Here is a 13,898-nt window from a genome sequence, read left to right on the forward strand (position 1 = left end):
TCATGCTTCCTTGCTTATCGTTGTACTGTCTCCATAATGAAAGCTTCGATAACGTCGCCTTCTTTGAGATCATTATATTTATCAAGTGTGATACCGCACTCGTAACCTTGTGCTACTTCTTTGGCATCATCTTTATAACGTTTCAGGGAATCCAGCTTACCTTCGTAAAGGACAATGCCATCACGAATCAGGCGTGCTTCCGCAGAACGCGTAATTTTACCCGAGGTAACCATACAACCAGCGATGGTACCCACTTTACTGATGGAGAACGTGCTCCGAACTTCAGCATGACCGATAACTTTTTCTTTGTAGATCGGATCAAGCATACCTTTCATCGCTTGTTCAATTTCTTCGATAACACTGTAGATCACGCGATGCAGACGAATGTCTACTTGCTCTTGATCTGCAGTTGATTTCGCCTGGTTATCAGGACGAACGTTGAAACCGATCACGATAGCATTGGATGCTGCAGCTAAAATGATGTCGGATTCTGTGATTGCACCAGCGCCGCTATGAATGATTTTCACGCGTACACCTTCAACTTCGATCTTCGCAAGGGAACCTTTCAATGCTTCAACCGAACCTTGTACATCACCTTTGATGATTACGTTCAGATCTTTGATCTCGCCATCTTTGATGTGCTGGAACAGATCATCCAACGTTACGCGAGTATGTGTACCCAGATCGGATTCACGTTGCGTAATCGCACGTTTGTCAGCGATGGAACGCGCTTTGCGCTCATCTTCAAACACCATGAATGGATCTCCCGCACCTGGAACTTCAGTCAGACCTGTGATTTCTACAGGTGTTGAAGGTCCAGCTTCTTTCAATTTGCGACCTTTGTCATTGACCATCGCACGAACACGACCGAAGCAGTTACCTGCAACGAAAGCATCGCCGACTTTCAATGTACCGTGCTGTACGAGGATACGTGCAACTGGGCCACGTCCTTTATCCAGCTCGGCTTCAATCACTGTACCACGGGCACGTTTGTCCGGGTTCGCTTTGTATTCGTTCACTTCTGCAACGAGCAGAATCATTTCAAGCAGACCTTCCAGACCCATTCTTTGTTTCGCTGACACGTTAACAAAGATGGTATCTCCGCCCCACTCTTCCGGAACGAGTTCATAGCTGGTTAATTCTTGTTTCACTTTATCTGGATCAGCGCCCGGCTTGTCAATTTTGTTGACAGCCACGATGATTGGTAGCCCAGCAGCTTTGGCATGGTTAATCGCCTCAATGGTCTGTGGCATAACACCGTCATCCGCAGCTACGACAATAATCGTCATATCCGTAACTTGTGCGCCACGTGCACGCATCGCTGTAAACGCTTCGTGACCCGGAGTATCCAAGAACGTGATTTTTTTGTTGTTAATTTCAACTTGATAAGCACCGATATGTTGCGTGATTCCGCCTGCTTCGCCATCGGATACATTCGTGGAACGAATCGCATCCAGCAAAGTAGTTTTACCATGGTCAACGTGACCCATGATCGTAACTACTGGTGGACGAGCCTGCAAGTCAGCAGCATCATCATTCTCTTCCAGTGTTTCGAAACGGTCATCTTCAAGCACAATCTTCACTTCAACCTCAACACCGAATTCACCTGAAAGCAGAAGGATCGTTTCGATATCAAGTTCTTGGTTGATTGTTGCCATAACGCCCATAGCGATGAGCTTTTTGATAACTTCGGAAGCATCCTTATGGAGCAACTTCGCTGTTTCACCAACGGTCATATCACCACGAACGATGATTTTCTTAGGTGTGTTATCAATTTTCTCACGTTGTTGGTACTGTTGTTGATTTCTGTTGCGGTTGTTCTTGCCACCACGGTTACCACGGAAGTTACCGCCACGGTTGTCATCATAACGACGTCCACCGCCACCGCTGTTCGAACGGTTACCACTATTGTTGTTGCTGCCAGTAGTACCACCTGGGCCGCTTCTACGTTGGCCTTGTCCTTGGCTCTGACCTTGGCCACCGCTACGGTTGCCAGCAGTACCTGTATTACCACCGCTGTTAGGGCCTGAAGTTCTTACTTGACCGCCACCGCTGTTATTCGGACGTTGACCCGTTCCTTGCGGACGGGATGCAGTACTGCTTTGTCCACCTTGAGCTGGTCTTGGACGGTTAGTTGATTGTCCTCCTTGGCTTGAGCCTTGGGAAGAGTTCGTTCTGTTGCGACTGTCTTGGCCGCTGGGTCTTTGAGTGCCATTGTTATTGTTGGAATTTGGTCTATTGTTCATACCTACCTGCTTTTCCTGTTGTATTTTTGTTTGTACGGGACTACCGGATGGGTTGCTGCTAATCGGCGTGTTCACTCCGCCGGCCGGCTTGTTGCTGTCCACTGGTTTGTCACTACGTACTGCCGAAGTTGCAACTGGTTTTGCATCGTTGCCTTGTTTCGAAGCAGCAGTGGATTTTATATCTTTAAAAAATTGTTCCACCTTACCGACTGAACCATTCTCCATGACACTCATATGATTGTTTACGGGAATTTCCAGCTTTTTAAGAATGGTTATAATTTCTTTACTACTCATATTAAGGGACTTCGCATATTCATAAACCCGCAATTTATCCTTGTTTTCCTGTTTACTCAATATACTCCACCTCCGACATTATACCGACTTGCTTGGAGATCATTTTTGCAAACCCTCGATCCGTTACTGCAAGAACAACACGCGTGTCTTTACCGATACTTGAACCCAGACTATCCCGGTCAAATCCGATCAACAGAGGAACCTTATAAGTTCCGCATTTATCGCGAAATTTCTTTTGTGTATTGGCTGAGGCGTCACCCGCAACAATAACCATTTTAGCTTCGGAAGAACGGATCGCTTTAAGTACAATTTCTTCACCTGTTACAAGTTTACCTGCACGCATAGAGAGTCCCAAATAAGACAGCGTTTTAATATTAGTCATGTTCACGCTCCTGTGCTGCTATGAATTCATCCTCAACCGCGATGAAGTCAGCTGCTAATTGCTCGTAAATTTCAGGTGAGACTTTGCCTTTTAACGCCCGATCCAAAGCCCGGTTTTTGAGTGCGAGCTTAAAACAGGACTCTTTGCCGCATAAATAGGCACCACGTCCGGATTTTTTGCCAGTCAAATCGATCAGCACTTCATCCTCTGGCGTTTTAACAATGCGAATCAGCTGCTTTTTGGGCATCATTTCTTGGCATGCCACACATTTGCGCAGCGGCACTTTTTTTGGTTTCATACGTCAGCGCCCCCCGTACTTTACTTTAGTCGACGGAGACGGAATCCTGATGCATTTCAGAAGAAGAATCTTTTTCTCTGCCGAATTCCTGTTCCGCCTGGCTCTCGCTCTTAATGTCGATTTTCCAGCCGGTTAATTTGGCTGCCAATCTGGCATTTTGGCCTTTGATACCAATTGCGAGCGACAGTTGATAGTCCGGAACGATAACCCGAGCCATCTTTTCTTCCTCAAATACATGAACTTCCAATACTTTGGAAGGACTCAGTGCATTAGCAACATATTCGTCTACCTGATCGGAGAAACGAACGATGTCGATTTTTTCACCGCGCAGCTCACCCACAATGGTCTGCACGCGCATTCCCCTAGGACCTACACAAGATCCAACTGGATCAACTTCCTCGTTGCGGGAATGAACGGCAATCTTGGAGCGGAACCCTGCTTCGCGAGCGACGGAGCGAATTTCAACTACACCGTCAAAGATCTCAGGCACTTCCAGTTCAAAGAGACGTTTCAAGAGGCCCGGATGGGTACGGGACAAAATGATTTGCGGCCCTTTCGTCGTATTCTCGACCTTGGTGATATACGCCTTAATACGGTCACCATGAACAAACTTCTCGTTCGGCATCAATTCGGTCAGCGGTAAAGCCGCTTCGATTTTGCCCAGATCGATGTAGATATTGCGCAAATCCTGACGCTGCACCACTCCCGTAACGATATCTTCTTCCTTATCTACGAAAGCGTTGTAGATCAGGCCGCGTTCGGCTTCACGAATCCGCTGGGTCACTACCTGTTTGGCAGTTTGTGCCGCGATACGTCCGAAATCACGCGGCGTAACTTCAATCTCCGCAATATCTTCCAGCTGGAAGTGTGGGTTGATTTCTCGTGCAGCAGGCAATGAAATTTCGGTACGTGAATCCAGGACTTCTTCCACGATCAATTTACGGGCATACACCCGAATAACTCCCGTATTACGGTTCATGTCAACACGCACATTCTGGGCCGTGTTGAAATTCCGCTTGTAGCTGGAAATTAGTGCAGCCTCGATCGCTTCAAACAGCACATCCTTGCTGATCCCTTTTTCCCGTTCCAATTCATTCATTGCTTCAATAAAATCCGTACTCATGAATGTTGATCCCCCTTTCAAACATGGCATCTCATACGTAAAACGGCGAAAGGCTCTGAACTCATGAGCACCTTGCCGTTATCGTGAGATGTGTCTTTTTCATTAATAAAGTGAACAAGGCACTTAAAACAAAATAGCTAGGCGCGCACTGGCAACCTTATCATAAGAAATGGCATGCTGTTTTTTGCCTGCTTCGATCACGAGTTCCTCGTCATCAAAGGAAAGCAGCTTGCCTTCAAATTCCTTCAATCCGTTCACCGGCTCGTAGGTTGTAACAAAAACATTTTTGCCTACAGCTTTGGTAACGTCCTCAGGTTTTTTCAGTGGACGCTCCGCACCGGGAGAAGACACTTCAAGGAAATAGATGGTTGGAATCGGATCGTTCTCATCCAGCTTGGCGCTCAGCTTTTCGCTGATCAAGACACAATCGTCGATGTCGATGCCACCCTCTTTGTCGACATACACCCGTAAAAACCAGTTGCTGCCTTCTTTGACGTATTCGATGTCAACCAGCTCGAAGCCTTGTTCGTTCAAGTAGGGTTGGATCATTTCTTCCACGGTAGATTTAATGTTCGTTGTGCTCAAAACCAATAACCTCCAACTTAGGTTACACCAGCAAAAAAGCACTGGCAGATTATTCAATACCCAAGATTCTTGTATACCAAAGACTAAAGAGTGGGTTTCCCCACTCTTTAGAAATTCGTACTATCTCGTTCACTTCAAAAATTATAACATAGTCTGGTAATAGTGACAAGTAAGCGATGCTTCAGGCAGTTTACTTACTAATGAAGGAAAAATTACGTTCCCCCAACAATCGCTAAGGTTAGATCCAAATTCAATCCTAGAAAAGGGAAAGCTGATTGCTCTCTGGCAAGCCACGGAAACATCCCATATTCGACAGGAGTTCAACAATGGTCTTACTTGCTTTCGACTTCTGCTGGAAATCTTCCACCGACAGGAATTCACCATGATCTCTTGCCGCAGCGATATTGCGAGCTGCATTATCCCCGATTCCTGCCAAAGCTGAAAATGGAGGGATTAGTGTTTTTCCGTCAACGATGAACTTCGTCGCTTCCGAACGGTATAAGTCAATGGATTTCAGCGAGAATCCGCGTGCTGCCATTTCCAGACCCATTTCCAGGACAGGTAACATGTTTTTCTCTTTTGGAGGTGCCTGGAAACCTAATTGCTCAATTTCCATAATTTTGCGATAGATCGCGTCATATCCCTGACACATCAGTTCGATATCAATCTCATCCGCCCTAACGGTAAAGTAAGTTGCGTAATATTCAATCGGATGATACAGCTTGAAGAACGCCGTACGTACTGCCGAAATAACATAAGCGGCCGCGTGAGCCTTCGGGAACATGTACTGGATTTTGAGGCACGAATCAATGTACCATTGAGGCACTTTACAATTCTTCATCTCGTCAATCCATTCCTGTGGCAGACCCCGTCCCTTACGAACACTCTCGGTAATCTTAAATGCCAGACTTGCGTCCATTCCCGTTTTATAGATCAGGAATAACATGATATCATCCCGACAACCAATTACCGTCTTAATGTTACACGTTCCGTTCTTAATCAGATCCTGAGCGTTTCCAAGCCATACCCCTGTACCATGGGACAATCCGGAAATCTGCAGCAAATCGGCAAAAGACGTCGGCTGGGATTCAACAAGCATCTGACGTACAAACTTCGTTCCCATCTCTGGCACGCCAAACGTTGCGACTGGCGACCTAATCTGTTCCGGTGTAACACCCAGAGCTTCGGTTGAGTTAAACATGCTCATGACTTTCGGATCATTCATCGGAATGGTCGTTGGATCGACCCCTGTCAAATCCTGCAACATCCGCATCATAGTTGGGTCATCGTGCCCCAGAATATCAAGTTTCAGCAAGTTTTCTTCAAAAGCATGATAATCAAAGTGTGTCGTTTTCCACTCCGCATTAACGTCGTCAGCCGGAAACTGAACAGGTGTAACGTCTTCGACCTCGATATAATCAGGTACTACGACAATACCACCGGGATGCTGGCCAGTACTCCGTTTCACCCCAGTACAGCCAGAGGCCAAACGATTCAATTCAGCTCCACGCCATTTCTTCTGATGATGTTCCTCGTACTTCTTGGCAAAACCAAATGCTGTTTTCTCAGCCACCGTACCGATGGTCCCCGCACGGAAAACACTCTTCTCACTAAATAGTACTTTCGTATAGTTATGAGCATGAGGCTGATAATCACCAGAGAAGTTCAAGTCAATATCGGGAACTTTATCTCCTTTAAATCCAAGGAAGGTCTCAAACGGAATATCCTGGCCTTCTCCTTTAAGTGTGCCACCACAATCCGGACACTCTTTCTCTGGAAGGTCAAATCCACTCCGAACACTGCCGTCCAGGAACCACTCGCTGTGTTTGCATTCTGAATTCACACAAATATAATGAGCAGGTAGTGGATTAACCTCGGATATACCCAGGAATGTAGCAACAACAGAGGAGCCAACCGATCCCCGCGAACCTACGAGGTAACCATCCTGATTCGATTTTTTAACCAAGCGTTCCGAGATCAGATAGTTGGCAGAAAAACCGTATTTAATAATTGGAATGAGCTCTTTCTCTAGTCGTGCAACGATTACTTCTGGTAATTCCTCGCCATAGATAGACTTGGCAGTGTCATAGCAGGTATTACGGATTTCTTCGTCCGCACCTTCCAGAATTGGAGTAAACAGTTTGTCCGGGAATAACTTAATTTCCTCAAATCGATCAGATAACTCTACCGTATTTGTAACAACGACTTCGTAAGCTTTATCTTGGCCCAGGAACTGGAACTCTTCCAGCATTTCCTCTGTCGTTCTGAAATGTGCATCCGGTTTACGTTGATCTTTGAGTGGACTAAAACCTGTAATTCCGTGAATGGTGATATCTCGATATAACTTGTCACGCGGTTCCAAATAGTGCACGTTACCTGTGGCTATGACTGGTTTATTAAATTTTGCGCCTATATCAATGACTTTACGGATCGCTGTTTTGATTTCTTCGGGTGTAGCCACCAACCCTTTATCCACCAAATGCATATACATGGTAAGTGGTTGAATCTCCAGTATGTCATAGAACTCAGCGATCTCTTCCGCTTCTTCGAGCGATTTGTTAAGCACCGCTTCGAAAAACTCCCCTTTTTCACAGCCCGATATAATAACAAGGCCTTCACGCAAATTAATCAGTTTCGATTTGGGAATGCACGGTACCCGCTTAAAATGTTCCGTATGAGAGAGAGATACCAGCTTATATAAATTTTTCTTACCGACATCATTCAATGCATAGATTCCACAATGGAAAGGTCTTGTATTCGACAAGTCGACACCTACATAATCGTTCAAGCGATCAAGCCTAGTTAAACCTTTCATCTGAGCAGCATCATTTAATAATCCGATCAGTATACCCGCGAGTGCAATCGTATCATCAATGGCACGGTGATGACTTTCGAGTCCGACCTTATATTTATCCGCCATCGTATTCAGACGGTGGTTCTTATTTTTCGGAAATAACAATCTCGCCAGTTCCAATGTGTCAAGAACCGGGTTAGGAAGTTCTGGCAATCCAATTTGCTTTAGGGAAGCCTGGATAAAGCCCATGTCAAAACGTGCATTATGCGCAACAAGCACACCATCACCAGCAAACTGCACAAAATCACGAATAACAGGCTCCAGCTCAGGTGCGTCTTTTACCATGTCATCATTAATATTGGTCAATTGCTGAATGTTGTAGGGAATGCGTTCATGCGGATTTACAAACGTCGCAAATCGGTCGATTTCTTTACCATCTTGCATTTTCACTGCTGCAATCTCAATGATTTTGTTCTGTGTTACCGACAAACCTGTGGTCTCGATATCAAATACGATGTATGTTGCTGTTTGGAGATCCAACGGCTGAGGAGCCATTACAACGGCAACAGAGTCATTCACAACATTGGCCTCAAGGCCGTAGATCATCTTAATCCCGTTTTTCTTAGCAGCCTTGGAAGCCTCGGGATATACCTGCACCCCACCATGATCACTGACAGCAATCGCTTTATGTCCCCACTCTGCTGCCATTTTCACGTATTTGTCGATTGAAGTTACAGCATCCATCGTACTCATCGTAGAGTGCAAATGGAACTCCACCCGTTTCTCTGGTGCATTATCTTTGCGAGACGGCGGTGCTTTAACTTCAATCAAATCCGAAGGAATCATGGCGAGTTCAGGAATTTGCATAAACCGGTCATATTCTACACGACCACGCACTTTTACCCATTTACCGTTAGCCAACAAACTGAGAATTTTAACATCCTCTTTTGTTTTGGCAAACATCTTCATTTGCATGGAGTCCGTGAAGTCGGTCAGGTAGAAGGTAAACAACGTATTTCCGTTTCGCAATTCTTTACGATCCAGTCCAAACACCGAACCTTGAAGCGTGACCTTTTTCTCTTCATCCTGGATTTCCTGCATGGGTACTGCTGGCTCCTTGATGTCATAACCCATTTGCAAACGCAGATCACCCTGCTCCTCATCCACCGGGATTTCTGTGTCCACTTCACTCATCATCTTCTCGATGACCTCAAGTTCTTCTACACGTTTTTGGGCCTGGAACTGTTCCATGGCCTCTTTATTACTTCCCACTTCACCCACTTGCATCTTGATGCGAAGAGGTAGATGAAAGTATTTGTCATAGAATTTTGTAATAGCTTGATCAATCTGTTTCTTACGAGCCAATTCCATCGACGTTGCATCACTCATTGTCAGTTGTAGAAGATCCTCTTCGCATTCAAAGGTTGTCCGGTTCATCCAACCATTTACAGATGGAATCTCACGGGTAACCCACTCGAGAAACAGATTCCAATATTCACTGACGATATCACCATTTTGTACTTGGTCCGTGTATTTGAAGCCAAATGAAATTTTGGCGATATGATTCATTTTCTCTTGAATATGCAGGCAAAATGTGCGATAGATTGGAGCGGGTACCAACATATCCTTTGCAATCAGAATATTCCATTCCCGATTACTTCGATTGGTCTCTACTTGCTCAATCCATCCATCCAAAAAATAGGGCTCTAACAGACCAGCCGGAAGCTCTGCCTGTTTCATCAACAACTCAAACCGTTTTCTTTTCTCCTCGAATCCGCTCATCGTGTTCCTCCTTGTACCCCCTTAAAGCATGAAAAGCCCCTGCATTCAAAAATGTCACCGATCCGAACTCGCACCGACTCATTTTATCCGACAGAAGCTCTCCATTCATTACTCTTACAGTCCGTACGTGCCATTATATACATTGAACAAAAAGATATTTACACTTACCACTCCGATAACAGAACAACCTTCCGATCGCTGTTACCCCCAGATTTTTTGATTCCCTTTTACAAAGGGGAAAATCCGGGGATAAAGGCGAACGCTTCGCTTCTTCAGGTTATTTCTGTTCTCTACGTTCTCATGTAAATGTTTAGTTCAATGTATATAGTCAAGTGATCCTGACTTAGTATGCTCTTGCAAACACAACCGTGTGTTCTGCCTGTTCACCACAAGCCAGGCACGTATGCTTTTCTTCCGCAGGCTGGAACGGAATGTTCCGGCTTGTTGCACCTGTGACTTCTCTTACTTTATCTTCGCAAGCTTCTGAACCGCACCATCCAGCCAGTGTAAACCCGCGTTTATTTTCCATCAGTTCTTTCATCTCATCGAGTGTATCCACGGAGTAGAAATTATCCGACATAAATGTGCGAGCACGCTCTAACATATCTACCTGGATCTGTGTCAGCATTGCCTGGATCTCTTCTACCAGGTTCGCTTGTTCTACAACTTTCTTCTCACCTGTGATCCGTGATACGAGTACACAAACGCCATTTTCCATATCACGTGGACCAATCTCCAGACGAATCGGAACACCGCGCATCTCGTATTCATTGAATTTCCAACCCGGGCGAACATCGCTGCGATCATCCATTTTCACACGGACTCCAGCTTTTTTCAACTCAGTGAACAATTCATCTGCACGCCCAACCACAGCATCACGCGTTTTCGGAGGTCCAATTGGAATCATGACCACTTGAGTCGGTGCTACTTTAGGAGGAAGTACGAGACCACGGTCATCTCCATGAACCATAATTAATGCACCGATCAAACGTGTGCTTACTCCCCATGAAGTAGTGTAAGCCAGCTCGAGCACATTATTCCGGCTAAGATACTGGATTTCAAATGCTTTTGCAAAGTTCGTTCCCATATAGTGAGATGTACCTGCTTGTACAGCACGTCCATCCTTCATCATGGCTTCAATCGAGTACGTATCCACCGCACCCGCAAACTTCTCGGATTTGGTTTTCTGACCCACAATTACAGGAATAGCCAAGTATTCCTCAACCACTTCACGATAAATCTCCAGCATTTTCATCGTTTCTTCACGTGCTTCTTCTTCCGTCTCATGCGCTGTATGACCTTCCTGCCACAGGAACTCACTTGTGCGAAGGAAAGGCAACGTTCTTTTTTCCCAACGAACTACGTTAGCCCACTGGTTGATCAGTACCGGAAGATCCCGATAAGACTGAATCCACTTGGAATACATGTGACCAATAATCGTTTCGGATGTAGGACGGATTGCCAGACGTTCTTCCAACTTCTCTCCGCCAGCTTCAGTAACCCATGGTAATTCAGGGTTAAAACCTTCCACGTGCTCTTTTTCCTTTTGAAAGAAGCTCTCAGGAATGAACATCGGGAAGTACGCATTGCGATGGCCCGTTTCCCGGAAACGACGATCCAACTCATCCTTAATATGTTCCCAGATTTCAAAGCCGTCTGGTTTGAACACAATACAACCGCGTACGGGTGCATAGTCCATGAGATCAGCTTTTTTGATAACATCAATGTACCAGCGTGAGAAATCCTCACCCTGTGGTGTGATTTCAGTCACGAACTGTTTATCATTTTCCTTTGACATAAGACTCCAGCGTCCTCCCATAACGACTATCTCTGAATGTCCAGAGCGTAGTCCAACCGTAATTATCCGTTAATTAAACGTAATATATCATTGTAAGTTACTGCCAGCATCAACACAAACAACATCGCAAATCCGATGAAATGCACCATGCCTTCGCGATTGGGATCAACAGGTCTGCCGCGCAGCGCTTCAATTCCCAAAAATACCAGACGGCTGCCGTCCAGTGCAGGTATTGGTAGCAAGTTAAATATCCCAAGATACAGACTCAAAATTGCTGCCCATCTCGTTAACTGTTCAATCCCTTGTTTAGCAATTTGCCCTGTCACTTCAAATGTACGAACTGGGCCACCAATATCATCCATGTTGAATTGATTGATCAGATGTTTAAAACCTTCAAATATTATTTTGGTTGTATCAACCATGGCCACGCCTGAGACTTTAAATGTCTCTACAAATCCAACAGATCGGGTTGGTAACGTAGGTACGATTCCCACTTTACCGCCCTCTTGTCCTTCTACAGCACGTGGAGTAATCGTTATATTAAACGTATCCGAACCCCGGCGCAGCGTCCATTCCATCGGCTTATCTTTGGAATCGGCAATCATCGACACCATTTTTTGTGAATCCGTACCAATAGCAGTACCATTGATGGTTTCGATAATATCGCCCTTTTGCAGGTTCGCCTGATCGGCTGCCCCACCTTCAAGCACTTCACCAATTTGAAGATTTTTTGGATTTTCCACCGGAACTCCTGCCATCTGGGCATATACAGCAAACAGCACAAAGGCCAAGATAAAGTTCATGAGTGGGCCCGCAAAAATAGCCAATGCACGCTGTCCAACGGTTTTGCTGCCGAATTGACGATCTTTCGGTGCAATCTGCGTTTGTTTACCACGACTTACCAACATTGCTTGAGGATGAATACGATACTCCTGAATCTCTCCATCTACATCAAGTTGAAGCTTCAGCGCTCTCTCCATATCAATGGAGATGACTTCACCACGTATTACATTTTTACGGTTATCCAACTGATCCAGATAGATCATCTTCACCTGGTCATCCGCTGATCTTACCGCGATGGTCTGTCCTTCCTGGATCTCTACCAGTTCCGGATCTTCCCCTGCCATCCGTGCATATCCACCAAAAGGCAACAAACGCAATGTAAACTGGGTCTCGTTTCTTTTATATGAGAACAATTTGGGACCAAAACCGATCGCAAACTCCCGTACAAGAATACCGGCGCGTTTGGCAAAATAATAATGCCCCCATTCATGAACCGTCACGATGACAAAGAACATGAGCACCGTTAGAAATACCACTTGTATGGTTTCCAATCCCTATCCATCCTCCTTCACGGCACATACCGCAGTCTGTCCCTCTAGATTATCATTATTCTCTGATGCCGCACAAGAGAATCACTTCTTCCAATTTGTTATGAAAAAAGAGATTACAGACTGGCCGCAAGCTTACGGCTCTCCTGATCACAACGTGCGATCTCCTGCAGATCAGGCTCGTCCACATTGTGGTGTGCTTCCAGCACAGAAGCAATAATATCTTCTATTTTAAGGAATGAAATCTCTTTACGCAAGAAACGGGCTACAGCAACCTCGTTGGCTGCATTAAACGCCGTTGTTGCGGTTCCTCCCATTTTACCACACTCATACGCCATTCTTAAACACGGGAACCGTTCCATATCCATATCACGGAAATGTAATTTCCCAGCTTGAGCAAGAGACAGACGCTGTGCCGGTGATGGCAAGCGGTCAGGGTAAGTCAGTGCATATTGAATTGGCACACGCATATCCGGATTCCCCAGTTGTGCGATGATGCTTGTGTCATCAAATTCCACATATGAATGAATAACACTCTCTGGGTGAAGCAATACATTAATCTGATCATATTGAAGACCAAATAACCAATGTGCTTCAATGACCTCAAGTCCCTTGTTTACCATCGTTGCCGAGTCTATCGTGATTTTGGAGCCCATTGACCAATTTGGATGTTTAAGCGCATCCTCTATAGTCACGTTCTTCAACTGTTCACGGGTAAGATCACGGAATGATCCGCCTGAAGCAGTGAGTGTAATGCCTGCCAAGCGTTCTCTGTTTTCACCATTCAAGCATTGGAATATAGCAGAGTGTTCACTATCAACGGGCAATAAAGAGACTCCTTTTGCAGCCGCTCTTGTCGTGACGATATGCCCCGCTGTAACCAATGTCTCCTTGTTGGCCAGTCCGATCTGTTTGCCTGCGTCTATGGCAGCAAGCGTTGACTCCAATCCAACACTGCCCACCACCGCTGTAACAACCGTATGCGCATCGGTTCCTGCCGCAACTTCTACGAGTCCTTCGTTGCCATAAAATAGTTGCGTTCCTGCTGGCAAATGTGGAGCTATCTTCTCCGCCAGTTCTTTGGACCCCACCGATACCTTCTTCGGTCGGTAACGTTTGGTTTGTTCGATCAGCAGGTCTGTATTGCCTCCGGCAGCCAGTCCCTCCACTTGAAAGAGTTCTGGATGCATGTCAACTACATCCAGTGTCTGGGTTCCAATGGAACCGGTTGACCCGAGAATCGCAATTTTTTTCATGCTGCACCT

At 45.6% G+C, this 13,898-nt stretch carries 9 protein-coding genes; all 9 read right to left on the bottom strand.

From position 1 onward, the window contains the following. Positions 1 to 14: 14 nt before the first annotated feature. Complete coding sequence (infB, locus tag ACDJ59_RS14585) at positions 15 to 2,600, bottom strand: translation initiation factor IF-2 (protein WP_413409605.1); 2,586 nt, start codon at positions 2,598 to 2,600, stop codon at positions 15 to 17. Then, the gene (locus ACDJ59_RS14590; RefSeq protein WP_017689142.1) at positions 2,593 to 2,922 is read right to left on the bottom strand and encodes a L7Ae/L30e/S12e/Gadd45 family ribosomal protein; all 330 of its coding nucleotides are present in this window, start codon (positions 2,920 to 2,922) and stop codon (positions 2,593 to 2,595) included. Before ACDJ59_RS14590 ends, infB begins: the two co-directional genes overlap by 8 nt. Continuing rightward, entirely contained in the window at positions 2,915 to 3,220 is a 306-nt protein-coding gene (gene rnpM, locus ACDJ59_RS14595; protein WP_036609307.1) for an RNase P modulator RnpM, read from the bottom strand. Before rnpM ends, ACDJ59_RS14590 begins: the two co-directional genes overlap by 8 nt. 25 nt (positions 3,221 to 3,245) lie before the next feature. Beyond that, complete coding sequence (nusA, locus tag ACDJ59_RS14600; RefSeq protein WP_036609309.1) at positions 3,246 to 4,343, bottom strand: transcription termination factor NusA; 1,098 nt, start codon at positions 4,341 to 4,343, stop codon at positions 3,246 to 3,248. 123 nt (positions 4,344 to 4,466) lie between these two features. After that, positions 4,467 to 4,928: a ribosome maturation factor RimP gene (rimP, locus tag ACDJ59_RS14605; RefSeq protein WP_047842499.1), complete on the bottom strand. Its 462-nt coding sequence runs from the start codon at positions 4,926 to 4,928 to the stop codon at positions 4,467 to 4,469. A gap of 256 nt (positions 4,929 to 5,184) precedes the next feature. Beyond that, the gene (locus ACDJ59_RS14610) at positions 5,185 to 9,504 is read right to left on the bottom strand and encodes a PolC-type DNA polymerase III (protein WP_413409609.1); all 4,320 of its coding nucleotides are present in this window, start codon (positions 9,502 to 9,504) and stop codon (positions 5,185 to 5,187) included. 343 nt (positions 9,505 to 9,847) lie between these two features. After that, complete coding sequence (gene proS, locus ACDJ59_RS14615) at positions 9,848 to 11,302, bottom strand: proline--tRNA ligase (RefSeq protein ID WP_091031854.1); 1,455 nt, start codon at positions 11,300 to 11,302, stop codon at positions 9,848 to 9,850. A gap of 62 nt (positions 11,303 to 11,364) precedes the next feature. After that, positions 11,365 to 12,636, bottom strand: a complete 1,272-nt coding sequence (rseP, locus tag ACDJ59_RS14620; RefSeq protein ID WP_211081632.1) for an RIP metalloprotease RseP — start codon at positions 12,634 to 12,636, stop codon at positions 11,365 to 11,367. Between the two features lie 113 nt (positions 12,637 to 12,749). Then, on the bottom strand, positions 12,750 to 13,889 hold the full coding sequence (locus tag ACDJ59_RS14625) for a 1-deoxy-D-xylulose-5-phosphate reductoisomerase (RefSeq protein ID WP_413409612.1): 1,140 nt from the start codon (positions 13,887 to 13,889) through the stop codon (positions 12,750 to 12,752). Positions 13,890 to 13,898: the final 9 nt, after the last annotated feature.

The sequence above is a fragment of the Paenibacillus amylolyticus genome (assembly GCF_047302515.1).
Classification (GTDB): domain Bacteria; phylum Bacillota; class Bacilli; order Paenibacillales; family Paenibacillaceae; genus Paenibacillus; species Paenibacillus amylolyticus_G.

What these genes read in the sequence shown, in the direction of transcription:
- ACDJ59_RS14590 (WP_017689142.1), bottom strand. Translation starts at nt 2,922, where the DNA reads ATGACTAATATTAAAACGCTGTCTTATTTGGGACTCTCTATGCGTGCA.
- rnpM (WP_036609307.1), bottom strand. Translation starts at nt 3,220, where the DNA reads ATGAAACCAAAAAAAGTGCCGCTGCGCAAATGTGTGGCATGCCAAGAA.
- nusA (WP_036609309.1), bottom strand. Translation starts at nt 4,343, where the DNA reads ATGAGTACGGATTTTATTGAAGCAATGAATGAATTGGAACGGGAAAAA.
- ACDJ59_RS14610 (WP_413409609.1), bottom strand. Translation starts at nt 9,504, where the DNA reads ATGAGCGGATTCGAGGAGAAAAGAAAACGGTTTGAGTTGTTGATGAAA.
- proS (WP_091031854.1), bottom strand. Translation starts at nt 11,302, where the DNA reads ATGTCAAAGGAAAATGATAAACAGTTCGTGACTGAAATCACACCACAG.
- ACDJ59_RS14625 (WP_413409612.1), bottom strand. Translation starts at nt 13,889, where the DNA reads ATGAAAAAAATTGCGATTCTCGGGTCAACCGGTTCCATTGGAACCCAG.